Below are 24,274 nucleotides of genomic sequence, written 5' to 3'. Positions count from 1 at the left end.
CATGAAGATCACCAAGCTCACCACCTATCTGGCCCCGCCGCGCTGGCTGTTCCTGAAGATCGAGACCGATGAGGGCATTGTCGGCTGGGGCGAGCCGGTTGTGGAAGGGCGCGCGCTCACCGTTCAGGCGGCCGTCAATGAGATGGCCGACTATCTCGTCGGCAAGGACCCCTTCCTGATCGAGGATCACTGGACCGTGCTTTATCGCGGCGGTTTCTACCGCGGCGGCGCGATCCACATGTCGGCGCTGGCCGGCATCGACCAGGCGCTGTGGGATATCAAGGGAAAGGCGCTCGGTCAGCCGGTCCATGCGCTCCTCGGCGGCCAGTTGAGGGACCGCATCAAGGTCTATTCCTGGATCGGCGGCGACCGTCCGTCCGACGTTGCGGCCAACGCAAAAGAAATGGTCGCCCGCGGCTTCAAGGCGATCAAGCTCAATGGCTGCGAGGAAATGCAGATCGTCGATAGCCATGAGAAGGTGGAAAAGGCGGTCGAGACGATCGCGATCATCCGCGAGGCCGTCGGACCGCATATCGGCATTGGCGTCGATTTCCACGGCCGGGTGCACAAACCTATGGCCAAGGTTCTGGCAAAGGAACTCGAGCCCTACAAGCTGATGTTCATCGAGGAACCGGTGCTTTCGGAAAACGCGGAAGCCCTGAAGGAGATCGCGAACCATTCCTCCACGCCGATCGCGCTGGGCGAACGGCTTTTTTCGCGCTGGGACTACAAGCCGATTTTCCAGGGCGGTTACGTCGATATCATCCAGCCGGATCTGTCCCATGCCGGCGGCATTACCGAATGCCGCAAGATCGCGGCCATGGCGGAGGCCTATGATGTGGCGCTTGCGCCGCATTGTCCGCTCGGGCCGATCGCGCTTGCCGCCTGCCTTCAGGTGGATGCGGTCTCCTACAACGCCTTCATCCAGGAGCAGAGCCTGGGCATCCACTACAACGAAACCAACGATATTCTCGACTATATTTCGAACAAGGACGTGTTCGAATATGCTGACGGCTTCGTCGGCATACCGCAGGGGCCGGGGCTGGGCATCGAAATCGACGAGGCCTATGTGATCGAACGCGCCAGGGAAGGCCACAACTGGCGCAACCCGATCTGGCGTCATCCGGACGGCAGTTTCGCCGAGTGGTGAGGAGATCAAGATGACGGGACGGCTTTCGGGCAAACGCATATTCGTCACCGGCGCGGCCCAGGGCATCGGCCTTGCGATCGCCAGGGCCTTCGTGAAGGAAGACGCATCGCTGTTCATGGTTGATCGCGACGGCGCGCTTCTGGAGCGCGAGGCGAGGGCGCTTCACGGGTCTGATGCGACCATTGGCTGGGCCGCAGCCGATATAACGGATGCCGGGGCGATCGCCGCCGCCATGCGTCAGGCGGCGGATGAAATCGGGCCGGTTAACGCGCTCGTCAACAATGCCGGCGTCAATGTGTTTTCTGCCCCGCTCGAGACCAGTGACGAGGACTGGAACCGGTGTTTCGACATCAATCTCAAGGGGGCATGGAACTGCTGCAAGGCGGCGCTGCCGGGCATGATCGAGGCCGGCGGCGGCGTGATTCTCAATATCGCCTCGACCCACGCCTTCACCATCATCCCGCATACTTTCCCCTATCCGCTGGCAAAGCACGCACTGCTCGGAATGACCAAGTCGCTTGGTCTTGAATATGCGGCGAACAACGTCCGCGTGAACGCACTCGCGCCGGGTTATGTAGCGACGCAGAAGGTGATCGACTACTGGAACAGCTTCCCCGATCCCGAGGCCGCGAAAGCCGAGACGCTTCGGCTCCACCCCGGCGGACGGATCGCCACGCCCGAAGAGATTGCGATGGCGGCCGTGTTCATGATCTCCGACGAATGCCCGTTCATGAACGCAACCTGCCTGACCGTCGATGGCGGCCTCAGCGTCCAGCAGCATCCCGCCTGACGTACCGCGTCTGCGTCTTTTTTTAATCAGACGGGCTGCGGGCTCAGGGCCGTGGGCAGCGTTATCATGAGACGCGCCATGTCTTTTGAACGGGTGAAGGCAATCTCGCCGCCAAAGCTCTTTGCGCGCGCGGCCATGTTGGCGAGGCCATGGCCCTTGCCGCGGATATCGTTGCCGGTAAAATCGTTCTCCACAGTGATGACCGCGTCCCCATTCTCATTGGCGGACGCGGAAATCGCGATGTGCGTTGCTGGTCCATGTTTGACCGCATTGGTGACGGCCTCCTGCAATATTCTTAAAAGGGCGAGGGCGGTTGAAGGCGTAACGCCGGTGACGTCCGGCATGTTCTTGGTCTGCCAGTCGAGCTGAATGCCCATGCGGTGCAGGTAAGGGCCGGTTCGCTCGCGAAAGCCGGCCAGCGCGACCCGCAGATCCGTGTCGCTCAGGTCAAGCGACTGGATCACCAGCCGGAGATCGCCGAGCGCGTCACGGGCGGTGGTGCGGATCGCCTCCGGGGTGAGCGGTTCTCTCTCGGTCTGGGCCATGATCGCGACGAGGTGGCCGCTCAGACCGTCATGCAAGTCGCGCATCAGGCGATCGCGCTCCCGTTCGAGGGCCATACGGGTCAAATTTTTGCGTTCTTTTTCATGAAGCAGGTTCAACTCCTGCTGTTGCTCATCAAGTCGCCGTTTCAGGTGGATGTTGGCGCTGTCAAGCTGGTTCAGACTTTGGATCAACCTGATCGTGATGATAAGAATGGCGGCCAGGAGGGTCGCCATTTCGAGATAGGGCGTCAGCATGTGGGCGCCGTTCGTGAGGCCGAACAACAGGCCGACGTCATGAAGCCCGAACAGCATGCAGAGTGCGAGCGGCGCGGCGATGATGGCCGCAACCGGATCCCGCGATCTCTGGTAATGCGCGATGGCAATCCACAGTGCCGCCATCATGGCGGCAATGCTCAAGACATTGCCGAGAGCTGCAACCTGCGATCTCGAACCTAGCCCGGACCAATACGCTGTGAGCAGAGTAAGCGGGAGGCCAAGAGCCAGATAGAGTGATTTCCGGACGAATTTCCGGCCTGCCATTTCGAGCGTAAGCGCAACCGCAAGCAAAAGCGTGCCCAGTTGCAGCGTTGCGTAATAAAGTCGCGGCACGCCTGCGCCGGCGAGCGTGAAGCCGTATTGCGTAGCCGTCAGGGTGAGGCTGAAGACCATGATCAGGCTGAACCATCGAAAAAAGCCGTCAGCCGGCCGCAATAGAGCTACCATTACGACGCTGATGGTGATGATCGCCTTGAGCAGGAGCGAGGTGAAGCGCCACTGTTCGAAGACGAAATCATAGAGTTGCCGGTAAGGCGCGAATACGGATTGCGACGTCAGGTAAGCGGGCGAGAGATAGCTCGAGATCCAGCCATCCAGACGGCTATGGCGGATTTGAAGCTCGTTGACGCCCTTGTGAAGCGCCACGGGCACGACATCAAATGCATAATAGTCGCCCAGGCGCGGCGAGGTGAGGAGTGAGATTTCCCGGCGAACAAGGGGGATGTTATTCAGACGTACGTCTATGGACTGGCGTACGGCCGGAAAGAAGAGAACCGGATGATCGGCAGGCACCGCCTCCAGGGGAAAACGAATCTTGTAGAGCGCTTCGGTGCGTGACGATTCCCAGATGTTCGTTCGTGTATAGGGAAGGGTTATCTCCCGCGCCGGGGAAGCGCCTTCCTTAAGTATTGCCGAATGCAGAACGAGCGCATTGCGCGGCGTTGGCAGGGACAGTACGAACGGCATCGCACAGCAGATGGCGATGAGAACGACAAAAAGCAGCTTCAGCAAGAAAGATGGCAGTTTCTGGTGGCCTGCCCAGGCCTGAAGTTTTTTTGCCGCCAAGGCCATGGAATTCGCCGTCAGAATTGCATCAGTCCCTGGCGGGTTGCCTCGAAAACGGCCTCCGACCGGTTCTTCACCTGAAGTTTGCGATAGATATTACGGATATGAACCGGAACGGTCTGTCTCGAAATATGCAATTGCTGTGCGATTTCCGCATAGGTGAACCCCTTCGAGATGCCCCATAATATATCCATCTCCCGCGAGGTCATGTTCACGGCCGGGGCCGGCTCTGGAGAACGGGTATCGGGCGTCTGTTCAGAGAGTTGCCTCACAAGAACGCGGGCGATCCGGGAGGATATCGGCGAATGACCCGCCATCAGGCTCTCGACCGCCTCGATAAGATCCAGGCTGTCAGCATCCTTCAGCAGGTAACCTGTTGCCCCGGCGCTGATCGCTTCGAGCACGGACCTATCATCGGCAAGAACGGAGATGACCATTGCTTCGGCCCTCGGATGCGTCTTGCGCAAAGCGCGGATCGCCTCGAGGCCGCTGCCATCCGGCAAATTCAGATCCGCGATCAGAAGGTCGATCTCCGACCTCGCAAAGGCCGCGCGCGTCTCTGCAACAGTTGCGCAAGCGGCGACCAGGTTGCCGCCATCCCATCCATTGATCAGGCTAGCCAGCCGTTGGCGCACGACATCGTCGTCCTCGCACAAGACAATTCGAAAGGGTGCCAAAGAAGTATGTCCCCATCCCTACCCGAAGCGCTTCGGAACCACCGAGACCGCGTCGCGCAGCCAATCCCATCTTGTTTCTTGAACCGCGGGCGTCGGCAATACCACGAATATGGTATTTTGTAAGTTTTCTCGAACGTATATCATTTTCACATTGCTTTGGGAGGGGTTCTAAAACCTCGAGCATTCGAGAGGGCTGAAATGCATTTTGTGGCTGAAAGACAACGGACGGAGCCGGAGCGGAGGCGGAAATCGCCAAAGCGCTTTTTTACCTGTCACTGTGGTCATCGTTTGCGTTTTGGCTCCTCGACATGCGGAAAGTGCTATCGTATTACACCTTTTTACAATCGTCGCTGGCCATACCTTATACTCATAGTATCTTTCGGGATTTTTTGGGTACTTGTGATGACTTTCAGCGCTCTTTATCTCCTCGTGAAAGCTTTGAATATTGGCGCAGGTGCGTAATTTATTTTATTTTTTTCCAGAACGTAAAAATTTAAGCTGTGCCCCATCGCCGATCATGCCACCATGATCCGTGATGGGGCCTGGCCTGTTTGTGTGCTTCGCTGGCTGGCGGCGCGGCAAGCACGGTCGCCCCTTCAGCAAAGCTGGCATTCGGGACATCGTTTCGAACGAAAGCGGTTCTCTTCCTCTACCCGTGCCAGAAACGCTCATATAAGTAAGTTAGTTCTTATTTTCTTCGGTTGTGGGCTTGTGCGTCCGCGGGTTCAGCAGGGGATGCTGATCACGGCGCGCAGGCCGCCGAGCGGGCTGTCGCCGAGGGTGACATTGCCGCCGTGGGAGCGGGCGATGTCGCGGGCGATCGCGAGGCCGAGGCCGGTGCCGGAGGAATCGAGGTTGCGGGCGTTGTCGAGCCTCAGGAACGGCTTGAACACTTCCTCGCGCATCTCCGGGGAAATGCCCGGCCCGTCGTCATCAAAGGTCACTGTCAGCCATTTTTCGCCGTGCTCGGCGGTGATTTCCAGGCTCTCTGCATGGCGTTTGGCGTTGGAGGCGAGGTTGGCGATCAGGCGGGCGAAGGCGTTGGGCCTGACCGTCACATCGTCCGGCCCGATCACCACGTAGTGCAGCGATTTTCCGGAAAGCTCGAAATCCTCCTGCTGGCGGCGGAATAGCGCCGAGAGGCTGGCCGTGCCGGTGGTTTCCTCGGCATCGCCGCGGGCGAAGTCGATATAGCCCTGCAGCATCTTCTGCATTTCCTCGATATCCTCGTTGAGGGCCTCCACCTCCGGGCTCTCGCCGATGAGGGCAAGCTGCAGCTTGAAGCGGGTGAGGATGGTGCGCAGATCATGGCTGACGCCGTTCAGCATCGTGGTGCGCTGTTCGATCTGGCGCTCGATGCGCTCGCGCATCAGGATGAAGGCAAGGCCCGCGCGCCGGATTTCGATCGCCCCGCGCGGCGTGTAGGGCACCTCGGAGCGATGGCCCTTGCCGAAATCCTCCGCGGCCTGGGTCAGCTTCAGGATCGGCCGGATCTGGCCCCGCAGGAACAGCGTTGCGATCCCGATCAGCACCAGCGAGGTGCCGACCATCCACAGAATGAAGATATGGGTGTTCGAGGCATAGGTCATCGAACGGCGCGCGAAGATGCGCAATATGCCGTCATCGAGCTTGATGCGGATTTCGACGAAACGGGAATCGCCGAGCGTGTCGATCCAGAACGGACGGCCGATCTTGGCCGAGATCAGCTCCGCCAGCACCTGGTCGAGCAGGCCGAAAAACGGCTTCGGCAGCGGCGGCGGAAGCTTCGCGCCGGGCTCGAAGGCGACCCTCAGCCCCATGTCGCGCGCGGCAATCGAGATGATCTCGCTTTCATATTCGTCGCCGGTTGCATCGATGAGATCGATGATCGCCGCGATATCGCCGGTGACGGCATCGGCAAGACGGCGGGTCACCATCTGCCAGTGGCGCTCCATGAACACGGTGGCGACAACCGCCTGCAGCAGCAGCATGGGTATGATGATGATCAGCAGCGAGCGGGCGAACAGGCCGCGCGGAAGCCGGTGATGGGTCCAGCGGGCGATAACCTTGTAGGCGCCGGCGATATGGCGCAGCCCCGGCAGCCGCTCGAGTTCGCGCGTGCGCCGCCTGAGGGTGTGCGCCGCTCTTTCACAGGCCGTTTGAACGCTTGCGGGCCAGAGTTTCAATGTCGGGTCCTAATCCCGGCTCAGGCGGTATCCGATACCGCGCACGGTCTGAAGATAAACCGGGTTCGCCGGATCGTTTTCGATCTTGCGGCGCAGCCGGTTGATCTGGACGTCGATCGTGCGCTCGTTGATCTCGCTGGCGCTGCTGACGAGATCGTAGCGCGCGACCGTCTCGCCGGCCTTTTCGGCGAGCATCGTCATGATGTCCTGCTCGCGGTCGGTGAGCCGGATTGGCGTTGTCCCCTTCTTCAGCTCGCGCCGCGCAAGCGAGAAGGAATAGGGCCCGAACACAACCTGTTCGATCGCCGGCGTCTTCGGTGCGTCGGCCCGGCGCAGGATATTGCTGATCCTGAGAAGCAGTTCGCGCGGCTCGAACGGCTTGACTAGATAATCGTCGGCACCGGCTTCCAGGCCGGCAATACGGGCATCCGCCTCCGCCTTCGCCGTCAGAAGCAGCACCGGAACCGGGCGAATTTCCCTTAGGTGCCGGGTCAGTGAGACGCCATCCTCGCCCGGCATCATCACGTCGAGCACGAGAAGATCGAAGTCGAGCCCTTCCAGCTTGCGCCGCGCCTCAGCGGCATCTGCGGCCGTGGAAACCCGATAGCCGTTCTCGCCCAGATAGCGCTTGAGCAGCGTGCGTATGCGGGTGTCGTCGTCGACAATCAGAAGGTGGGCCGCATCATCGTCGACCGCTCTGGCTTCGCTCATAATTCCTCCCCTTTCCGCAGCAGGGCTTCTGCGCCGGCATGGGGATCATGATCGCACATGCGTGTCAGAAATTCGCCGACCGCGCGGCGCTCGTCCTCGTCCATTGCCGCGAAGGCCCTGTCGATGCGCCGCAATTGCGGCGAAAGCAGTTCCGCGCGCAGCCGCTCGCCTTCCGCTGTCAGAAACAGCCGGCGCTGACGCCGGTCCTCCGGTCCCGCCGTCTGGCGGATATAGCCGCTGTCGATCAGTTGTTTCAGGACGCGTGCAAGGCTCTGCTTGGTGATCCGCAGGATATCGAGCAGGTCGGCAACGCTCATCCCCGGCCGGCTGCCGACGAAATGGATGACCCTATGATGGGCGCGGCCGAAGCCGATCTCGCCGAGGATCGCGTCCGGATCGGCGGTGAAATCGCGATAGGCGAAAAACAGAAGCTCGACCACCGCCAGGTTCGAAACCTCGCTCTCGGGCGCCTGTTCGGGCATGATCGCCTGATGTTTCACTCCCAAAGCCTGTTTCCTTTCGCCCACCGGGCTTTTGTAATCAAATCCAGTCTGACATAGATATCGTATCAGGTTTAAAACGGACGCGGGCGAAATGGAAGCCGTTGGCGGCGACCGTCCGCAAGGGAGATATCAGTTTCATGGCGCAGCTCCAGGCCGGGATCATACCCGTCACCCCTCTTCAGCAGAACTGCACCGTGCTGTTCGATCCCGCGTTGGGCGAGGGCGTCGTGGTCGATCCCGGCGGGGATGCCGATGTCATCATCCAGACCGTGGAGGAAAACGGCATTGCGCTGAAGGCGATCTGGCTGACCCACGGTCATCTCGACCATGCCGGCGGCGCGATGGAGCTGAAGGAACGCCTCGGACTTGAAATCATCGGTCCGCATGAGGACGACCGTTTCATTCTGGAAAACATCGAGGCAAGCGCCGAGCGCTTCGGCATGACGGGCATGGTGCGCAACTGCTTCCCCGACCGTTTCCTGAGCGAAGGCGAAACGGTTGGTTTCGGCGATCATCTGTTCGAGGTCTACCACACGCCCGGTCATGCGCCTGGCCATGTGATCTTCTTCAACCGCGCCCAGAACTTTGCCCATGTCGGCGATGTGCTGTTTCATGGCTCGGTCGGGCGCAGCGATCTGCCCGGCGGCGATCACGATACGTTGCTCGCCTCGATCCGCGACAAGCTGTTTCCGCTGGGCGACGATGTCGGTTTCATCTGCGGCCACGGCCCGGGCGGCCGCATCGGCGAAGAGCGCCGCAACAACCCATTCCTCAAGGGGCTCTGAACGGCCTCAATCCCGCGAAAATGGGATGGTCTTTTGCTCCGCGCGGCCAAGCGCCTTCAGCAGGGCGATCCTCGTCTTGCGCCTGCGGCGGTTCAGCTTGTTTGCAAGGCCGGCCAGCGCGCGCCTGACCGGGCCCTTGCCCTCATGCGTCAGCGGAGGGCTTGCATGGCGATCGTAGATCACCGAGGCGATGCCGAGCTGTTCGGTTCCGGGCCCTTCCAGATACTGATCCTGCACGCAGATGGCCGGGTCGATCTGATAGGCGCTGAGCCCGCCGAAGACCCGGTAATGCGCGCCGAAGATGACGTCGTCCACCGGCAGCGGCAGCGGATCGCTTGCTGCGCAAAGACGCTCCATCGCCCGGCGGCTGACGATATAGCCCGCCGCGCCGTAATGGCTGCTCAACAGCCTCTTCAGCCGGTGCGGTGTGTCCATCAGCGCGTCGCCCCTGCGCGAAACGTGCGTGGGCATGGCAAGCGTCTCGAGCTTGATCAGGTCCGCGCCGTCCGGCAGCCATTCGGAGGCCGCTGAAAGGAGCTTGCCCGCATCCGGGGCAAGGTGGATATCGTCCTCGAAGATCGCCGCGTATTCGAGACCGCGCGAAAGCGCCAGTTCCCAGACCTTCTTGTGGCTCAGATAGCAGGCGACTTCGCTTGGGGTCAGGTTGCGGGCATATTTGCTGACCGGCGGCACGACAATGTTTCTGACGAAATCCTCGGAGAGCGTGGCGGCGTCGACGGCATCGATCCGCTCGAAGGCAAGGCCCTGGGCGTCGAAAACCGCGCCCATGTGCGACAGTCGGTCGCGGCTTCTGGCGAGGTTGATGAGGAAGATGTCCAAGACGGTCCGAGCCTCTTTTCGGGCGGCGTTCTGCTGTTGGACGCGGGCCTATCCCGCGATCAGGATTTGCTCGGCGCCGTCAATCGCGCCATCTGCAAAAACGGCGCGGCCATTTTCCATGCGCACGCCTCCGGCGGCAAGTCGCTTGAGCGCGGCGGGATAGAGCCTGTGCTCGACGGTCAGTATCCGCTTTGCCAGCGCATCGGCATCATCGCCCGGCATCACCGGAACCACCGCCTGCCCGATGATCGGCCCCTCGTCCATCCCCTCCGTCACGAAGTGAACCGAGCAGCCGGCAACGCGCATACCGGCATCGAGCGCGCGCTGATGGGTGTCGAGACCCGGAAACAGCGGCAGCAGCGAGGGGTGGATGTTGATGATCCGGCCCTCATAGGCGCGGATGAAATCGCCCGAGAGCAGCCGCATGAAACCGGCAAGGCAGATGAAATCGGGCGCGAGGCCGGCAAGCAGGCTCAACATCGCGGCCTCGTGGGCCTGTTTGCTGTCGTAGTCCTTGCGCGGCAGAGCGTGGGTCGCGATGCCCCGTGCCTTTGCCTTTTGAAGCCCGCCGGCATCCGGCTTGTCGGAGATGACGGCGATGATTTCGGCCGGAAAATCGGGAGTGGCGCAGGCGTCCGCCAGCTTTTCCATGTTGGAGCCGCTGCCGGAGATGAAGACGACGACCCGCTTGCCTCCGCTCATAGTGCGATCACGCCCTTGTAGACCGTGCCGTCCATGCCGTCCTTGCGGGCGACGATGCGGCCGAGCCGGAAGGCGTTTTCGCCCTGTTCCGCAAGCGCTGCAAGCACGGCTTCAAGCTGATCTTCGCGGCAGACGCCGATCATGCCGACGCCGCAGTTGAAGGTGCGCATCATTTCAGCGGGGGCAACGCCGCCCGCGCGCGCGATCCACGAGAACACGGCGGGCACTGTGATGGCTTCCAGATCGATCTCGGCGGAAAGCGTTTCCGGCAGGACGCGCGGTATGTTTTCCGGAAAACCGCCGCCGGTGATGTGGGCGAGCGCTTTGATCGCGCCGGTTGCGCGGATCGCGGCCAGAAGCGGCTTCACATAGATGCGGGTCGGCTCCAGCAGCGCCTCGCCGAGGCTCTTGCCCGGCGCAAACGGCGCGGGCGCCTGCCAGCCGAGGCCGTTCATCTCCGCCACGCGGCGCACGAGAGAAAACCCGTTGGAGTGGACTCCGGAGGAGGCGAGGCCGAAGATCACGTCGCCTTCCGCGAGGCTTTCGGAAGGCAGCAGCGCGCCGCGCTCGGCCGCGCCCACCGCGAAGCCTGCGAGGTCGTAGTCGCCCTTGGCATACATGCCCGGCATTTCCGCGGTCTCGCCGCCGATCAGCGCGCAGCCCGCCTGCCGGCAGCCCTCGGCGATGCCTTCCACGATCACCGCGCCCTCATCGGGGTCGAGCGCGCCGGTGGCGAAATAATCGAGGAAGAACAGCGGCTCCGCGCCCTGAACCACGAGATCGTTGACGCACATGGCGACCAGATCGATGCCGACCGTGTCATGCTTGCCGGCCTCGATCGCGATCTTCAGCTTGGTGCCGACGCCGTCATTGGCGGCGACCAGCACGGGATCGGTAAAGCCCGCCGCCTTCAGGTCGAAAAGTCCGCCGAAACCGCCGATCTCGCCATCCGCGCCGGGTCGCCGGGTCGATTTCACCGCGGGCTTGATTTTCTGGACCAGAAGATTGCCGGCATCGATATCGACGCCTGCGTCGGAATAGGTCAGGCCGTTTCTACGCGTCTCGCTCATGGGGCGGTCCCTCATGCAATAGTCAAAGCCGGGCATTGCATGGAGTCTTGCGCGATGCAAGTCTGTAGCGGGGCCGCCGCGCCGATATCGACAACTAAGGCATGTCGCGGTGGATATCGGGGAGGGGCGCAGGGCGAGCGCCTTGTCGCTTGACGCTGGCGGCGGTTTGCTGAACAAACGCAATGGGCCTTTATCGCTTTTGCGGGCCCGGATGCCAAATCGTTTGAGCGCGAACCGGAGCGGGAGTTTTTCATGGCGGGTCGGATCAGTGCCGCGGGGCTGCGCAGGCAGGTCTATTTCTGGCTGCTGTTTGCCGCCTTTGTCGCGCTTTTTCTCTATGTTTTCCGCAGCATATTGCTGCCCTTCGTCGCCGGCATGGCGCTGGCCTATTTCCTTGACCCGATTGCCGATCGGCTGGAGAAGCTCGGTTTCAACAGGCTGTGGGCGACGACCACGATCATGCTGTTCTTCCTCGTGATCGTCATCGCCGTGCTGTTGCTGTTCATTCCGCTTCTGGTGTCGCAGGCCTATGATGTCGCCCAGCAGGTGCCGAAATACATGAACCAGCTCGAGCAGTATCTGGAGACGACAGAGTTCTCCAAACTGATCGACTGGGGCAATGACCAATTGGCATCGCTCAGCGAGAATATCGGCAAGATGCTCTCGGGCGGTGCCTCGATCGCCGGCCAGGTGTTCGGCAGCATCTGGAGCTCGTCGATGGCGGTGGTCAACCTCGTGTCCTTCTTCGTGCTGGCCCCGGTGATCGCCTTCTATCTCCTGCTCGACTGGGACCGGATGGTGCAGAAGATCGACCAGTGGGTGCCGCGCGGGCAGGTGGACGATGTCCGCTATCTCGCTCATGAGATCAACGCGGTGATCTCCGGTTTCGTGCGGGGGCAGGGGTCGCTCTGCCTCATTCTCGCGATCTACTACGCGATCACGCTCAGCCTCGCGGGGCTCAATTTCGGGGCCCTGATCGGGATTTTCGCCGGTCTCGTCAGCTTCATTCCCTATCTTGGCTCGACCTCAGGCCTGATCCTGTCCATGGGCGTGGCGCTCTTCCAGTTCTGGCCGGATTTCTGGATGATCGCGCTGATCTTCGGGATCTATCTATTCGGCCAGTTTCTGGAAGGCAATGTGCTGCAGCCCAAGCTTGTCGGCTCCAGCGTCAGGCTCCACCCGGTCTGGCTGATGTTCGCCCTGTTCGCCTTCGGCGTGCTGTTCGGCTTCGTCGGCCTGCTGGTCGCGGTGCCGGTGTCGGCGGCCGTCGGTGTGCTGGTGCGCTTTGCGATCGACCGCTATCTCACCAGCGATCTCTACTGGGACGGCATCGAGCACCATGCCGAAGAGCCTTCGCCGGTCGTTGAAGAGGGGAAGTGAGTCTGACCGTGTTGCGTGACAAAGCGATGCAGTTGCCGCTGGAGCTGGGCCACGATCCGGCCGCCGACCGCGATCACCTGTTGATCTCGCCGTCAATCATGCCGGCGATCGACCTGATCGACCGCTGGCCGCGCTGGCATACGCCGGTCACCGTGCTCGTCGGTCCGCCGGGCTCGGGCAAGACCCATCTGTCCACCATCTGGAAGGGGCTCAGCCAGGCCCGCCCGGTGACGGCGGAACTGAGGGAAGGGCGCCCGGTTGCCGCCCGCCACGGCGCCTTCCTGTTCGAGGATGCGGATCGCGAGGCCTTTGACGAGACCGGCCTGTTTCACCTGATCAACACCGTGCGCCAGCATGGCGGCAGCCTGCTGATCACCGCCCGCTCGTTGCCGCAGCTCTGGCCGATCGCGCTGCCCGATCTGAAATCCCGGCTGGCCGCCGCCACGACCGTGGAGATCGGCGCACCGGATGACGCGCTGCTGCAACAGGTGATCTTCAAACTGTTCGCCGACCGCCAGCTTGAGGTCGATGACCGTCTCGTCGCCTACATCGTCACGCGCATGGAGCGCTCGCTCGATGCCGCGAGCCAGATCGTGGATGCTATCGACAAGCTGGCGCTGTCGCGCAACCGCCGCATCACCCGGGCGCTCGCCGCCGAGGTTCTGGCCGCGCGCGAAGCGTTCTGATTTCGCTCATTCACCTTGATCGAAAAGGCGGAACTGGGTGAGGTCGGCATCCTTTGGCGGCGTGAGGCCGAGATGCTTCCAGGCTGTCGCCGTCATCACCCGCCCGCGCGGGGTGCGCTGGATAAAGCCCTGCTGGATCATGTAGGGCTCGATGATATCCTCGATCGCGTCACGCGGCTCGGAAAGCCCTGCCGCGATCGTCTCGATCCCCACAGGTCCCCCGCCGAAATGCTGGCAAATCATGTTGAGGTAGCGACGGTCGAGCTGGTCGAGGCCCATGTGGTCGACCTCCAGCCGCGTCAGCGCTTCATCGGCGATAGCGCGGCTCACCTCGTTCGCATCCGCCACCTCGGCGAAATCGCGCACCCGGCGCAGCAGCCGGCCGGCGATGCGCGGCGTGCCGCGGGCGCGACGCGCGATCTCGCGCGCGCCGTCATCGCTCATGCCGAGCCCCATCAGTCGCGCGCCGCGGCGGATGATCAGTTCCAGCTCTTCGACGGTGTAGAAATTGAGCCGGACGGGAATGCCGAACCGGTCGCGCAGCGGCGTCGTCAACAGACCGAGCCGCGTGGTGGCCGCAACGAGCGTGAATTTCGAAAGGTCGATCTTCACCGAGCGCGCCGCCGGACCCTCGCCGATGATCAGGTCGAGCTGGAAGTCTTCCATCGCCGGATAGAGGATTTCCTCGACCGCCGGGTTCAACCGGTGGATCTCGTCGATGAACAGTACGTCGCGCTCTTCGAGATTGGTCAGCAGAGCCGCCAGATCGCCGGCCTTGGCGATCACCGGTCCGGAGGTGGAGCGGAAGTTGACGCCAAGCTCCTTCGCCATGATCTGGGCAAGCGTGGTCTTGCCGAGCCCGGGCGGGCCGACGAATAGAACATGGTCGAGCGCCTCGCTGCGCCTTTTGGCGGCCTCGATGAACACCTTCAGATTGGCGCGCGCCTCCGCCTGGCCGGTGAAATCGTCCAGCGTCTGCGGCCTCAGCGCCGCATCGAGGTCTTCCCCGCGCTTGTCCGGCGAAATCAGGCGATCGGCTTCACTCATGTCAACAATTCCATTCCCGGTATGGCGGCGGCCGCGGCGCGGTCGAGCGTCAGCGTGGCATGGCAGCCGGATTTTGCGTTTCGAAGGGCGATCAGGATATCGGGAAACTCGGCAGACGTGCGGTTCATCAGATCCAGCGCCTCTTCAACCTGCCATTCATCCTCGACCTCGATATCGCGCGCCTCCAGAAGATCTGCGATCGCCGCTGCAAGTTCGGCGCGTCCCACCCGCAGCCGCTTCCGCAGGAACCAGGAAAATTCCATCAGCGTGATCGCGTTGATATAGCCCGGTCCCCGCTCCGGCAAGCTTTCAATCAGCCGGTCCACCCGCCGGCACTGCTCGGCGTCGTCCTGCAGCACCAGCCGAAGCAGAATATTGGTATCCAGCCCGATCATGATCGCTCGGCGACATGTTCGGCAACCGCCTCGCCAACGGCATCTTTCATGTCCTCCAGCGACATCGGCTCTCTTTCGGCATCGTGGAAGCGGCCCTTCAGGTCGCTCGCCTTCCTGTTCTTTGCCCGCACGATGATTTCGCCGTCACGGATAATGTAGCGTATGCGGTCGCCCGGTTTCAGATTCAACATCTGGCGCACTTCAACGGGAATCGTGGTTTGTCCTTTGGAAGTCAGGGTGCCGTAGTAGACGCTCATTTCAGATCTCCTTACTGGAAGGAATTTGTAAGGAATATGCTATCATGAAAGAATTACTGCGACAATTCCTTCAGTCCGAGCCTTATCAGCGTTGCGCTCGGGGCCTCCTCTCCAGCCTGTTTCACCGCGGCGGAGATGGCGCCGGCAGCCTGGTCGCGGGAATAGCCGAGATTGGTGAGCGCGGATATCGCATCGGAAACGGCGGCGGGCGCGGCGCCTTCGCCGACCTCCCTGCGGAAGGAAATCGCCTCGCTGTCGCCGAGAGAAAGCCCGGCCGGCACCTTGTTCTTGAGTTCGGTGACAATGCGGGTGGCGACCTTCGGCCCGACGCCCGGCGCGCGCGATACCGCGGTCTTGTCGCCGAGCGCAATCGCATTGGCGATCTCGCCTGCCGACAGCGTCGAGAGGATCGCCAGCGCCACCCGCGCGCCGACGCCCTGCACGCTCTGCAGCAGGTTGAACCAGCCGCGCTCCTCCGCGCTCATGAAGCCGTAGAGCCGCAGTTGATCCTCGCGCACAAAGGTCTCGATGAACAGCACCACCGCCTCGCCGCGCGACCCGATGCGCGACAGCGTGCGCGCCGAACAGTAGGCGACGTAGCAGACGCCGTGCACGTCAACCACGACATGATCGTCGCCGATCTCGTCGATCACGCCCTTGAGCTTGCCGATCATGCTATTTTATCCTTTCGACGCCGCACATTCTCGGCATGCATATGTTGCATCAACCATTCGCCGCCGCCATGGCCGCCTTCATCATCTTGTTGCCGCCGCGATTGTGGCTGTGGCAGATGGCGATCGCGAGCGCGTCCGCCGCGTCGCTGCCTTTGAACTGCACGCGCGGCATCAGAACCTTCAGCATCATGTGGATCTGCTGCTTGTCGCCATGGCCGACGCCGATCACCGCCTTCTTCACCGCGTTGGGCGCGTATTCGGCCACGGGAAGGCCGGCAAGCGAGGGCACCAGCAGGGCGATGCCGCGCGCCTGGCCGAGCTTCAGCGTTGCCACGGCATCCTTGTTGACGAAGGTCTGCTCCACCGCCGCCTCGTCCGGGCGAAAGCCGTGCACCACTTCCGATAACCCGTCGTGCAACTGGCGCAGGCGCGAGGGCAGATCGAGATCACCGTCAGAGGTGACCGTGCCGGAATCGATGAACTTTAGCGAATTCCCAAGCGTCTCGATAACGCCCCAGCCGGTGCGCCTCAGCCCCGGATCGATGCCTATGATGCGAATCGTCTTTTCCATGTTTTCATCCTATCGTTCTTGCCCCAAGGCTTCCAGATAAAAGTGAACAAAACAAAAACATGCGGAGCGCCGGCCGGGCGTTCCGCATGTATCGCGTCAGGACGTTGGTATGCGATCAGGCAGCGATGGCGTCGAGCCGTTTCAGATGTTCCTCGCCGAGCGTCAGTTCGGCTGCTGCGATATTGTCGCGCAGGTGACCGCGCGAGGACGTACCGGGAATAACAAGAATATTCGGGCTGCGCTGCAGCAGCCAGGCAAGCGAGACCTTCTGGATGGAGGCATCAAGTTCGCTTGCGACCTGATCCAGAATGTCGGCCTGATAGGGCAGGAAACCGCCGAGCGGGAAGTACGGCACATAGGCGATGCCCTGTTCGGCGAGGCTGTCGATCATCGCATCGTCGTCGCGGTGGATCAGATTGTAATGGTTCTGCACGCAGACGATCGGGGCGATGTCCTGGGCAATCCTGATCTGGCTTTCCGTGACGGTCGAGATGCCGATATGCTGGATAAGGCCTTCCTCCTGCATCTGTCGCATCGCCTCCATCGGCGCGGCGATTTCGCTATCCTCGCTGAAGCCGGTGGCGCTGCCCATGCGCAGGTTAACGATCGCGATCCGGTCGAGCTTCAGCCGCTCCAGATTGTCCTCGACCGATTTGCGCAGGAAATCCGGCTCGTGGTTCATGTTCCAGCCGCCGGCGTCATCGCGCCAGCCGCCGATCTTGGTGACGAGCGTGAGATCGTCGGGGTAGGGATGAAGCGTTTCGGCGATCAGCCGGTTGGTCACGTAGGGCCCGTAGAAGTCGGATGTGTCGATATGGTCGATGCCGAGCGCAAGCGCCTCGCGCAGCACCGCGCGGCATTCGTCGGGATCCTTTGGTTCACCGAAGACATGGGGACCTGCGAGCTGCATGGCGCCGAAGCCCATGCGGTTGACGGAAATATCGGTGCCTGGAAAGGTGAAGCGGCCGGCGGCCGAGGCGGTGCTGATATCCATGTTCGTCATGAGATTGATCCTTCTCTTTGGAGCGATGGCGGGGATATAGGAGGAAAGGGCCCGGTTGATAATCCGGACAATTTCGAATACTCTGATCGCCATGCCGAACAATGCTTTACTGCCGTCCTTCGATGACCTGATGACCTTCCTCGTGATCACGAGAGCGGGGGGCTTTCGGGCGGCGGCCAGAAAGCTCGGGGTTTCACCCTCCACCGTGAGCGAAACCATGTCGCGGCTCGAAGCGGAGCTCGGCGTCCCGCTTCTCATCCGCACCACGCGCAGCGTCCACCTGACCGAGGCGGGCCGCGAACTGGCTGATCGTCTGGAACCTGTGCTCGCGGAGGCCCGCTCGGCAATCGCCGATGCGACCAGCAGCGAGGGCGCGGTGCGCGGGCGGCTGAAGATCCAGGTGCCAGGCGCGGTGATGGAGGATATCCTTCCGCCGATCCTCGACGGTTTTGCGAAGGCCCATCCGGAGGTGCGGGTGGAAATCCTCGTCGATGACCGTTTCACCGACATGATCGCCACCGGCTGCGACGCCGGGATTCGCTATGGCGAGCATCTGGCGCAGGATATGATCGCGACGCCGATCGGGCCGGCGCGACAGCGCTACGCACTCGCGGCTGCACCGGAATACCTCACGCGTCGCGGCACTCCCCTCCATCCGCGCGATGTGCTGGATCATGACTGCATCCGGTTGCGGTTTGCGTCAGGCGCGCTGACGGAGTGGGAGTTCGAGAAGGATGGAGAAATCCTGCGGATCGACCCGGCGGCCCGGCTGATCATCGCCACCGCCGGCTGGCGCGCCGCCGTCAAGCTGGCGATTGCGGGCCACGGGCTAATTGGCAGCTTCCGCAACTGGCTGGAGCCGCATTTCGAAACCGGCGAACTGGTGCCCGTCCTGGAGGACTGGTGCCCTGATTTCGAAGGTCCTTTCCTCTATTATTCCAGCCGCCTGACGCCCAGACCGCTGCGCGCCTTCATTGATTTCGCGGCGGCGCATAGGCGAATGGCCGGTGAGACAGGGTAGCGAGCGGTTTCTTCGGCGATTGCGACAGGCGGGCTTTGCAAATCAGCTGGCCAGTCCCTAATTATGTGTCAAAGACACACATTCCGGGACAGGATTTCCATGACCAAATTCTCCATTCTCGACCTTTGTCCGGTTGTCGAAGGCGGCACCATTTCCGAGGCGCTAGATGCCACGCGGCAGATGGCGAAGAAGGCCGAAGAGGCGGGCTATACCCGCTTCTGGCTGGCCGAGCACCACGGCATGGCCGGCATTGCCAGTGCCGCGACCTCGCTGGTGATCTCGGAGGCCGCGCGGGCGACCAGCACCATCCGGGTCGGCTCCGGCGGCATCATGCTGCCCAATCATTCGCCGCTGGTGATCGCCGAACAGTTCGGCACGCTGGAGGCGCTCTATCCGGGTCGCATCGATCTCGGTCTTGGCCGGGCGCCGGGAACGGACATGAACACGGCGCGGGCGCTGCGCCGCAATCTCGATGCAGGCGCCCAGACCTTCCCGAATGATATTGTCGAACTGCAGCAGCTGATGGATGATCCGGTCGAAGGGCAGCGGCTGCTCGCCAATCCGGGGGCAGGGGCCAAGGTACCGCTCTATATTCTCGGCTCCTCCACCTACAGCGCGCACCTTGCCGCCATGCTCGGCCTGCCCTACGCCTTCGCCTCCCATTTCGCGCCCGACATGCTGTTCGAGGCTCTTCATATCTACCGCACCAATTTCAAACCTTCGGCCCAGTTGGACAAGCCCTATGTGATTGTCGGCGTGATGGGCGCGATGGCGGATACGGATCAAGAGGCGGACTATCTGTTCACCTCGGCGCTGCAAAGCTTCGTGGCGCTGCGCCGCAATGCCCGCGGCAAGACGCCCCGTCCTGTCGACAGCATGGACGGCCTCTGGACCGAGGGGGAGAAAATGTCGATCGAGCACACCTTCCAGTTCGCCGTCGTCGGCGGTCCGGAGAAGGCGAGGGCCAAGATGGCTGGCTTCGTCGCCGATACCAAGGCCGACGAGGTGATCATCTCCGTGCCCGTCCATTCGGTCGAGGCGCGGCTGAAGGCCGTCGGCATGTTCGGCGCGCTGCGCAATGAGCTGAAAGAGGCGGCGTAATTCCGCCTATTTCGGGAAAACGAAGCTCACCACGGCCCGGAGCCCCCAGCCTTCCGGGCCGTTCTCCGGCGCGGTCGCCCAGTAGCGCGCGCCAAGCGTCAGGCTGATCGGCTGTTCGCCGGCCATCACCAGTTTGCCGACCGTGAAGTCGATCGGCACGATCCACTCCTCGCCCACCCAGTCATACTGAGCCTCGCTGGTAAGCGAGAAGGTCCAGGCCGATTTCGTATTGTAGGAGATGAAGGGCTGGGTCATCGTCGTGGAAATGCGGCTCCTGTCATCGGCGCCGGCAAAGGACCAGACGTGGTTGGCGAGAAGCCCGGTCGTCCACGGCCCGTGCTCGAAGGCGATGACGCCGGTCGGGCCCGCGCCCCATTTTTCGGTTCCGAGCAAATCATCGGTCGCCGTGGGCAGAAGGAAAACCGGCCCCGCGCCCCAGATCAGCCCGTCCACGCCGCTGTCGACCGGCGAGACGAACAGCGACAGCAGCGTATCGCCCAGGCCGAACTGGTCGCCGGAAGGGCCGGCGATATCGCTCTGCTGCTCGATCGGGACGATGGTGCGGGTGATCAGATTCCAGTCCGCGTTCAGGCTGAAGGGGATGATCGGCTGAACATTGAGCTGCAACTGGTCGCCCTTTTCGGGGCCATAGCCGCGGTCATAATTGAACTGGAACGGCAGCACCGTCAGCGGCGCGACCGGATTGGAAAGCTGCTTGGCCAGATCGGCCTTTGTGTCGTCGGCCGCCGCACTGCCGGTCGCCGCCAAAGCCAGAACCAATCCGCATGTTGTGATACGCATCCATCCCTCCGCCGCAACTTTAAAGAAATGTGATTCACACGCAATCTCTTAAGGTTGCAAGTCGATTCCGGGTGTATGGGGCGCGGGACTTCTACTTTTTCGTGTCATTGTGCAGAACTGCAACGGTCAGTTTGCCGCGCTGTTTGAGCGCCAAGCACGCGAGAGCGACCCCTGCGGCCTTTGTTTTACGGCTTCATTACACTTGCATAGATTGTTATATATTACTGAAATTTATTTCGAAGATTATTTACAAGTTATGTATATTAATTGATTTAATTATTATTATTGGAGGTGTTCCTTTATATTTTCTCGTTATATTTGTGTATATCGGGAGGAAAGCATATGCGTAAAGCAAACTTCGTGCCGGTCGTGGTGATGGGCATGTTTTTCGCGGGTACCGCCGCAAGCCAGAGCGTGGCGGGAACGGATGCCGACATTCCGGAGAAGCTGGCGAACCCGCTCGCTTCGATGGTCGTCGTGCCGGTGGAAATGAACTATGACACGGGCTACGGGCCGGCAGGCGGCGATCGCTCTGACGTCAAGTTCAAGCCGATCATACCGTTCGAGCTGAACGCGGACTGGAACCTCATCACCCGAACGATCATCCCGGTCGTTTATCAGAATGATGTCTTCGGGCCATCCGGAGAGCAGTTCGGACTTGGAGACACCACGACCAGCCTGTTTCTGTCGCCGACGAATAGCGGCATTCCCGGCCTGATCTGGGGCGCAGGCCCGATCTTTCTGTTGCCCACAGCAACGGATGATTACCTCGGGGGAGAGAAATGGGGCGCCGGGCCGACTGCGATAATCGCCAGTCAGACGGGGCCGACCACGGTCGGGTTCCTCGGCAGCCACGTCTGGTCTTTTGCCGGCAATGGCGACAGGGCCGATATCAGCGCGACATTCCTTCAGCCCTTCATGACCTATCGGTTTGCGAAGACGTGGAGCCTCGGGCTGACCACCGAGACGACGTATGACTGGAAGAACGATATCTGGTCGGTCCCGGTCGATCTGACGCTGAGCAAGCTCGTGAAGTTCGGCAAGCAGCCGGTCAATCTGACCGCAGGTGTCCGCTACTGGGCGCAAACGCCGGAGGGCGGGCCGGACCGCTGGGGTGCCCGCCTGGGGCTGACCTTTGTTTTTCCGAAAGTCTAGCGCCCGTCCGAACAGACAAAAGGCCGCCGGTGCGGCGGCTTTTCAATGCAAGGTAAGTCAGTCTCGGCTCACGCCGAAAGCTTCGCCATCACCTCGTCGTCGACTTCGAAGTTCGAGTAGACGTTCTGGACGTCGTCATCGTCTTCAAGATTATCGATGAGCTTCATCAGCGAGGTGGCGCGCTCCTCGTCGACGGGGATGGTGTTCTGCGGCTTCCAGATCGCCTTGACGCTTTCGGCCTCGCCGAGCGCCTTTTCAAGGGCTGAGGAGACCTCGTTGATGTCCTCGAATGCGCAGTAGATGGTGTGGCCGTCCTCGTCGGAGACAACGTCTTCCGCGCCGGCCTCGATCGCGGCTTCCATGATCGCATCGGCGTCGCCGGCCTCAGGCTTGTAGACGATCTCGCCGACATGGTCGAAGGAGAAGGCGACCGAGCCGGTCTCGCCGAGCGCGCCGCCGGCCTTGGTGAAGATCGAACGGACGTTGGAGGCGGTGCGGTTGCGGTTGTCGGAAAGCGCCTCGACGATGACTGCGACGCCGCCCGGGCCATATCCCTCGTAGCGCACTTCGTCGTAATTCTCGGCATCGCCGCCGGCGGCCTTCTTGACCGCGCGCTCGATATTGTCCTTCGGCATCGACTGCGCCTTGGCGTTCTGGATCGCAAGCCGCAGGCGCGGGTTCATGTCCGGGTCCGGCGTGCCCATCTTGGCGGCGACGGTGATTTCTCGCGCAAGCTTGGAGAACATTTTCGAACGGACCGCATCCTGCCGGCCCTTGCGGTGCATGATGTTTTTAAACTGTGAATGGCCAGCCATGGCTCCGCCCTGTCTTTGTTTGTCTGAATGCGCGCCCTTATACGGGCGGCGGGCCGCGCATTCAAGCCTAGAGCGCCGTGCATCCATTCGGATGCACTAAGGACGCTCTAACCTATTGAATCTACGCATCGTGCTTTCCGAAAATCGATTCCGATTTTCGGGCCGATGCTGTAGGCGCGCTACCAAACGCCCTGCAGCAGCATGATCTGCGGCGGGCGCGGCAGCGATGCGAGTGACAGCGTGATGGTGCGGCTGTCGGAATAGACGATCTCATAGTCCTCGGCGAACATAGCGGCGAAATCGCGCACTCGCGGGCCGGTGCGATGCATCGGCAGCACCAGCGAGGAATGCAGGCGTTCGATCACGTTTTTCATGCTTTCCGCCCCGAGGGTCAGCCCGCCATCAACGGGCACCATGACCACGTCCAGTCGGCCAATTTCTGCGATATGGCTGTCGGCGAGTTCGTGGTGGAGATGACCAAGGTGCCCGATGCAGAGGTCCGCCACCTCGAAGATGAAGATCGAATTGCCGTCCTCCTCGAACGCGCCCCAGGCGCGGATATCGGTGGTGACGTTGCGGATATAGGTGTCGCCGACGACCAGATCATGGTCGATCGGCTGGCCGGGCGTATCGCCCCAGCCATGCAGCACCATGCCGATTCCGGGATCGGGCGTCAGGGTGAAATGGCTTTCATGCGCCTTGTTCATGGTCGCGACATCCGGCGGGCCGCCGGGCAGCAGAAAACCGGCATAGTCGGTGGCAATACGTACGCCGCCTGGGCTTTCGATCAGGAAGGTCGAATGGCCGATGAAGCTTATCGAGACTTCCGGCGCCTCGTAGGCGACCGGTGCGAAACTTGCGAATTTCACATGGGGCAGGCGTTCGGCGATCGCCTGGCACTGGCTGACGGGCGGGCGCGCCTCCTGGGCGAAGCCCGAAGCGGCGAGCGCCATAAACGCCGGGATAAGCATCGCGCATGAGCGAAGCATTGCCATTCCCCCGATTGTCCTGATCGGACCAGTGTGCGGGAGAACCGCCGAAAGGTCAATGTGAGGCGGCGTTCCGGCACATCACACATTCGTGATTGCCGGCATTGTCGGCGCCTGAAAATGTCTTTGCCACTCACTTGCTTTCGGCGCGAAATTTCCCCATCTCGATGCCCGATCTGGGTTAGTGCGGAGAGCGTGCGGACAATGCGTGAAAAGGTAAAGGCTTTGATGGGTTCCCGTTCCTGGGAAACCTTCATCCTCTCGGTCATCGTAATCAATGCCATTACCTTGGGTTTCGAGACCTCCAATACCGTGATGCAGAGCTTTGCCGGCCCGCTGCTGCGCTTCTTCGATGCTCTGGTGCTGACCATTTTCGTGATCGAGATCACGCTGCGGCTTTATGCCCACAGGCTGCGCTTCTTTCGCGATCCGTGGAGTCTGTTCGATTTCACGATCGTCGCGATCAGCCTCGTGCCGGCCAGCGGCCCGCTTCAGGTGCTGCGTGCGCTCAGGATCCTGCGTGCGCTGCGTCTCCTGTCAATGATCCCGTCGCTCAGGCGCGTGATCGGCGGGCTGGTGGCGGCGCTTCCCGGCATGGGGTCGATTATCGTGCTGATGGCATTGGTGTTCTATATCTTCGCCGTGATCGCGACCAAGCTCTACGGCGAAGCCTTTCCCGAATGGTTCGGCTCGCTCGGCGCGTCGATCTATTCGCTGTTCCAGATCATGACGCTGGAAAGCTGGTCGATGGGCATCGTCCGCCCGGTCATGGATGTCTATCCGAACGCCTGGCTGTTCTTCGTGCCGTTCATTCTGTCGACGGCGTTTACGGTGCTGAACCTCTTCATCGGTATCATCGTCTCGGCCATGCAGAAGGAGCACGAGCAAGAGCTGCTGGAGGAAAGCCGGCAGGCGCGGGAGCCGGAAATGCTGCAGATACTGTCGGAGTTGAAGGCGCTGAGGCAGGAAGTGGCGGCGCTGAGGAACGAGCGGTCCGCGCCGTAAGCGCGGCGTTTGGAGAAGCTACGCTCGCCCCATTCTCCTTCGTCATCAACTCTGTTGGATGATTTTCTCTCTGAACCTTGCATTGAGGGTCACGA

26 protein-coding genes are annotated in these 24,274 nt (G+C 61.7%); 9 read left to right on the top strand and 17 right to left on the bottom strand.

What is annotated here, in order from left to right:
- The first annotated feature begins 1 nt into the window (after window position 1).
- Both dgoD and V6766_RS17885 read left to right on the top strand, forming a co-directional pair.
- On the top strand, window positions 2–1,150 hold the full coding sequence (dgoD, locus tag V6766_RS17890; RefSeq protein WP_448468788.1) for a galactonate dehydratase: 1,149 nt from the start codon (window positions 2–4) through the stop codon (window positions 1,148–1,150).
- 10 nt (window positions 1,151–1,160) lie between these two features.
- Window positions 1,161–1,940 carry an SDR family oxidoreductase gene (locus tag V6766_RS17885; RefSeq protein WP_448468786.1) on the top strand — a complete coding sequence of 260 codons (780 nt, stop codon included), beginning with the start codon at window positions 1,161–1,163 and terminating at the stop codon, window positions 1,938–1,940.
- Window positions 1,941–1,966: 26 nt separating this feature from the next.
- Here V6766_RS17885 and V6766_RS17880 read toward each other — a convergent pair whose 3' ends face one another.
- The 5 genes from V6766_RS17880 to V6766_RS17860 all read right to left on the bottom strand — a co-directional run bounded on the left by V6766_RS17880 (window position 1,967) and on the right by V6766_RS17860 (window position 7,861).
- Window positions 1,967–3,832, bottom strand: coding sequence for a sensor histidine kinase (locus tag V6766_RS17880; protein WP_448468784.1), 1,866 nt, complete (start codon window positions 3,830–3,832; stop codon window positions 1,967–1,969).
- Between the two features lie 11 nt (window positions 3,833–3,843).
- Window positions 3,844–4,503, bottom strand: coding sequence for a response regulator (locus V6766_RS17875; protein WP_448468782.1), 660 nt, complete (start codon window positions 4,501–4,503; stop codon window positions 3,844–3,846).
- 725 nt (window positions 4,504–5,228) lie between these two features.
- Complete coding sequence (locus V6766_RS17870; protein WP_448468898.1) at window positions 5,229–6,584, bottom strand: ATP-binding protein; 1,356 nt, start codon at window positions 6,582–6,584, stop codon at window positions 5,229–5,231.
- Window positions 6,585–6,677: 93 nt separating this feature from the next.
- The gene (locus V6766_RS17865; RefSeq protein ID WP_448468780.1) at window positions 6,678–7,379 is read right to left on the bottom strand and encodes a response regulator; all 702 of its coding nucleotides are present in this window, start codon (window positions 7,377–7,379) and stop codon (window positions 6,678–6,680) included.
- Window positions 7,376–7,861: a MarR family winged helix-turn-helix transcriptional regulator gene (locus V6766_RS17860; protein WP_448468896.1), complete on the bottom strand. Its 486-nt coding sequence runs from the start codon at window positions 7,859–7,861 to the stop codon at window positions 7,376–7,378. The genes V6766_RS17865 and V6766_RS17860 overlap by 4 nt, the downstream gene beginning before the upstream one ends.
- A gap of 158 nt (window positions 7,862–8,019) precedes the next feature.
- Between V6766_RS17860 and V6766_RS17855 the strand changes: the two genes are divergently transcribed.
- Window positions 8,020–8,667, top strand: coding sequence for an MBL fold metallo-hydrolase (locus V6766_RS17855; protein ID WP_448468778.1), 648 nt, complete (start codon window positions 8,020–8,022; stop codon window positions 8,665–8,667).
- A gap of 6 nt (window positions 8,668–8,673) precedes the next feature.
- Here the strand turns inward: V6766_RS17855 and V6766_RS17850 are convergent, their stop codons facing one another.
- Genes V6766_RS17850 through purM form a run of 3 tightly spaced genes read right to left on the bottom strand, consistent with a single transcriptional unit; the run spans window position 8,674 to window position 11,279 of the window.
- Window positions 8,674–9,507, bottom strand: coding sequence for a glycosyltransferase family 25 protein (locus V6766_RS17850; protein ID WP_448468776.1), 834 nt, complete (start codon window positions 9,505–9,507; stop codon window positions 8,674–8,676).
- 48 nt (window positions 9,508–9,555) lie between these two features.
- The gene (gene purN / locus V6766_RS17845) at window positions 9,556–10,209 is read right to left on the bottom strand and encodes a phosphoribosylglycinamide formyltransferase (protein ID WP_448468774.1); all 654 of its coding nucleotides are present in this window, start codon (window positions 10,207–10,209) and stop codon (window positions 9,556–9,558) included.
- Window positions 10,206–11,279, bottom strand: a complete 1,074-nt coding sequence (gene purM, locus V6766_RS17840) for a phosphoribosylformylglycinamidine cyclo-ligase (RefSeq protein ID WP_448468772.1) — start codon at window positions 11,277–11,279, stop codon at window positions 10,206–10,208. Before purM ends, purN begins: the two co-directional genes overlap by 4 nt.
- Before the next feature lie 252 nt (window positions 11,280–11,531).
- Between purM and V6766_RS17835 the strand changes: the two genes are divergently transcribed.
- Both V6766_RS17835 and hdaA read left to right on the top strand, forming a co-directional pair.
- Window positions 11,532–12,659 carry an AI-2E family transporter gene (locus V6766_RS17835; RefSeq protein WP_448468770.1) on the top strand — a complete coding sequence of 376 codons (1,128 nt, stop codon included), beginning with the start codon at window positions 11,532–11,534 and terminating at the stop codon, window positions 12,657–12,659.
- Window positions 12,660–12,685: 26 nt separating this feature from the next.
- Window positions 12,686–13,345: a DnaA regulatory inactivator HdaA gene (gene hdaA / locus V6766_RS17830; RefSeq protein ID WP_448468894.1), complete on the top strand. Its 660-nt coding sequence runs from the start codon at window positions 12,686–12,688 to the stop codon at window positions 13,343–13,345.
- A 6-nt stretch (window positions 13,346–13,351) separates the two neighbouring features.
- Here the strand turns inward: hdaA and ruvB are convergent, their stop codons facing one another.
- The 6 genes from ruvB to V6766_RS17800 form a co-directional block, all read right to left on the bottom strand.
- Window positions 13,352–14,392 carry a Holliday junction branch migration DNA helicase RuvB gene (gene ruvB / locus V6766_RS17825; protein WP_448468768.1) on the bottom strand — a complete coding sequence of 347 codons (1,041 nt, stop codon included), beginning with the start codon at window positions 14,390–14,392 and terminating at the stop codon, window positions 13,352–13,354.
- Window positions 14,389–14,787, bottom strand: coding sequence for a PIN domain-containing protein (locus tag V6766_RS17820; protein WP_448468766.1), 399 nt, complete (start codon window positions 14,785–14,787; stop codon window positions 14,389–14,391). Before V6766_RS17820 ends, ruvB begins: the two co-directional genes overlap by 4 nt.
- A complete protein-coding gene (locus V6766_RS17815) occupies window positions 14,784–15,044 on the bottom strand; it encodes an AbrB/MazE/SpoVT family DNA-binding domain-containing protein (protein WP_448468764.1) in 261 nt (86 codons plus the stop codon). Before V6766_RS17815 ends, V6766_RS17820 begins: the two co-directional genes overlap by 4 nt.
- Before the next feature lie 53 nt (window positions 15,045–15,097).
- Window positions 15,098–15,718, bottom strand: a complete 621-nt coding sequence (ruvA, locus tag V6766_RS17810; protein ID WP_448468762.1) for a Holliday junction branch migration protein RuvA — start codon at window positions 15,716–15,718, stop codon at window positions 15,098–15,100.
- Window positions 15,719–15,767: 49 nt separating this feature from the next.
- Window positions 15,768–16,289: a crossover junction endodeoxyribonuclease RuvC gene (ruvC, locus tag V6766_RS17805; RefSeq protein WP_448468760.1), complete on the bottom strand. Its 522-nt coding sequence runs from the start codon at window positions 16,287–16,289 to the stop codon at window positions 15,768–15,770.
- Between the two features lie 115 nt (window positions 16,290–16,404).
- Window positions 16,405–17,292, bottom strand: a complete 888-nt coding sequence (locus V6766_RS17800) for an oxidoreductase (RefSeq protein ID WP_448468758.1) — start codon at window positions 17,290–17,292, stop codon at window positions 16,405–16,407.
- A 91-nt stretch (window positions 17,293–17,383) separates the two neighbouring features.
- On the opposite strand from V6766_RS17800, the gene V6766_RS17795 reads away from it, so the two are divergent.
- Together V6766_RS17795 and V6766_RS17790 are read left to right on the top strand one after the other, a co-directional pair.
- Complete coding sequence (locus V6766_RS17795) at window positions 17,384–18,313, top strand: LysR substrate-binding domain-containing protein (RefSeq protein WP_448468892.1); 930 nt, start codon at window positions 17,384–17,386, stop codon at window positions 18,311–18,313.
- 99 nt (window positions 18,314–18,412) lie between these two features.
- Window positions 18,413–19,414, top strand: a complete 1,002-nt coding sequence (locus V6766_RS17790; RefSeq protein WP_448468756.1) for an LLM class flavin-dependent oxidoreductase — start codon at window positions 18,413–18,415, stop codon at window positions 19,412–19,414.
- Between the two features lie 6 nt (window positions 19,415–19,420).
- Here V6766_RS17790 and V6766_RS17785 read toward each other — a convergent pair whose 3' ends face one another.
- On the bottom strand, window positions 19,421–20,215 hold the full coding sequence (locus tag V6766_RS17785) for a transporter (protein ID WP_448468754.1): 795 nt from the start codon (window positions 20,213–20,215) through the stop codon (window positions 19,421–19,423).
- Window positions 20,216–20,557: 342 nt separating this feature from the next.
- Between V6766_RS17785 and V6766_RS17780 the strand changes: the two genes are divergently transcribed.
- On the top strand, window positions 20,558–21,370 hold the full coding sequence (locus tag V6766_RS17780; protein ID WP_448468752.1) for a transporter: 813 nt from the start codon (window positions 20,558–20,560) through the stop codon (window positions 21,368–21,370).
- Window positions 21,371–21,438: 68 nt separating this feature from the next.
- On the opposite strand, the gene V6766_RS17775 is transcribed toward V6766_RS17780, so the two are convergent.
- Together V6766_RS17775 and V6766_RS17770 are read right to left on the bottom strand one after the other, a co-directional pair.
- Window positions 21,439–22,185: a YebC/PmpR family DNA-binding transcriptional regulator gene (locus V6766_RS17775; protein ID WP_448431026.1), complete on the bottom strand. Its 747-nt coding sequence runs from the start codon at window positions 22,183–22,185 to the stop codon at window positions 21,439–21,441.
- A gap of 179 nt (window positions 22,186–22,364) precedes the next feature.
- Window positions 22,365–23,174 (bottom strand): MBL fold metallo-hydrolase, encoded by an 810-nt coding sequence (locus V6766_RS17770; RefSeq protein WP_448468890.1) that lies wholly within the window; start codon window positions 23,172–23,174, stop codon window positions 22,365–22,367.
- 204 nt (window positions 23,175–23,378) lie between these two features.
- Here V6766_RS17770 and V6766_RS17765 point away from each other — a divergent pair, with 204 nt between their 5' ends.
- Window positions 23,379–24,179 carry an ion transporter gene (locus V6766_RS17765; protein WP_448468750.1) on the top strand — a complete coding sequence of 267 codons (801 nt, stop codon included), beginning with the start codon at window positions 23,379–23,381 and terminating at the stop codon, window positions 24,177–24,179.
- Window positions 24,180–24,274 lie beyond the last annotated feature (95 nt).

Source organism: Martelella sp. AMO21009, from assembly GCF_053484295.1.
Note: the sequence above shows the minus strand (reverse complement) of the source record. Positions and strands in the feature narration are given on the sequence as shown.

Coding starts and splice junctions, on each gene's coding strand:
- dgoD (WP_448468788.1), top strand. CDS start 2: ATGAAGATCACCAAGCTCACCACCTATCTGGCCCCGCCGCGCTGGCTG.
- V6766_RS17885 (WP_448468786.1), top strand. CDS start 1,161: ATGACGGGACGGCTTTCGGGCAAACGCATATTCGTCACCGGCGCGGCC.
- V6766_RS17880 (WP_448468784.1), bottom strand. CDS start 3,832: ATGGCCTTGGCGGCAAAAAAACTTCAGGCCTGGGCAGGCCACCAGAAA.
- V6766_RS17865 (WP_448468780.1), bottom strand. CDS start 7,379: ATGAGCGAAGCCAGAGCGGTCGACGATGATGCGGCCCACCTTCTGATT.
- V6766_RS17860 (WP_448468896.1), bottom strand. CDS start 7,861: ATGCCCGAACAGGCGCCCGAGAGCGAGGTTTCGAACCTGGCGGTGGTC.
- V6766_RS17855 (WP_448468778.1), top strand. CDS start 8,020: ATGGCGCAGCTCCAGGCCGGGATCATACCCGTCACCCCTCTTCAGCAG.
- purN (WP_448468774.1), bottom strand. CDS start 10,209: ATGAGCGGAGGCAAGCGGGTCGTCGTCTTCATCTCCGGCAGCGGCTCC.
- purM (WP_448468772.1), bottom strand. CDS start 11,279: ATGAGCGAGACGCGTAGAAACGGCCTGACCTATTCCGACGCAGGCGTC.
- V6766_RS17835 (WP_448468770.1), top strand. CDS start 11,532: ATGGCGGGTCGGATCAGTGCCGCGGGGCTGCGCAGGCAGGTCTATTTC.
- hdaA (WP_448468894.1), top strand. CDS start 12,686: ATGCAGTTGCCGCTGGAGCTGGGCCACGATCCGGCCGCCGACCGCGAT.
- ruvB (WP_448468768.1), bottom strand. CDS start 14,392: ATGAGTGAAGCCGATCGCCTGATTTCGCCGGACAAGCGCGGGGAAGAC.
- V6766_RS17820 (WP_448468766.1), bottom strand. CDS start 14,787: ATGATCGGGCTGGATACCAATATTCTGCTTCGGCTGGTGCTGCAGGAC.
- V6766_RS17815 (WP_448468764.1), bottom strand. CDS start 15,044: ATGAGCGTCTACTACGGCACCCTGACTTCCAAAGGACAAACCACGATT.
- ruvA (WP_448468762.1), bottom strand. CDS start 15,718: ATGATCGGCAAGCTCAAGGGCGTGATCGACGAGATCGGCGACGATCAT.
- ruvC (WP_448468760.1), bottom strand. CDS start 16,289: ATGGAAAAGACGATTCGCATCATAGGCATCGATCCGGGGCTGAGGCGC.
- V6766_RS17800 (WP_448468758.1), bottom strand. CDS start 17,292: ATGACGAACATGGATATCAGCACCGCCTCGGCCGCCGGCCGCTTCACC.
- V6766_RS17795 (WP_448468892.1), top strand. CDS start 17,384: ATGCCGAACAATGCTTTACTGCCGTCCTTCGATGACCTGATGACCTTC.
- V6766_RS17790 (WP_448468756.1), top strand. CDS start 18,413: ATGACCAAATTCTCCATTCTCGACCTTTGTCCGGTTGTCGAAGGCGGC.
- V6766_RS17785 (WP_448468754.1), bottom strand. CDS start 20,215: ATGCGTATCACAACATGCGGATTGGTTCTGGCTTTGGCGGCGACCGGC.
- V6766_RS17780 (WP_448468752.1), top strand. CDS start 20,558: ATGCGTAAAGCAAACTTCGTGCCGGTCGTGGTGATGGGCATGTTTTTC.
- V6766_RS17775 (WP_448431026.1), bottom strand. CDS start 22,185: ATGGCTGGCCATTCACAGTTTAAAAACATCATGCACCGCAAGGGCCGG.
- V6766_RS17770 (WP_448468890.1), bottom strand. CDS start 23,174: ATGCTTCGCTCATGCGCGATGCTTATCCCGGCGTTTATGGCGCTCGCC.
- V6766_RS17765 (WP_448468750.1), top strand. CDS start 23,379: ATGCGTGAAAAGGTAAAGGCTTTGATGGGTTCCCGTTCCTGGGAAACC.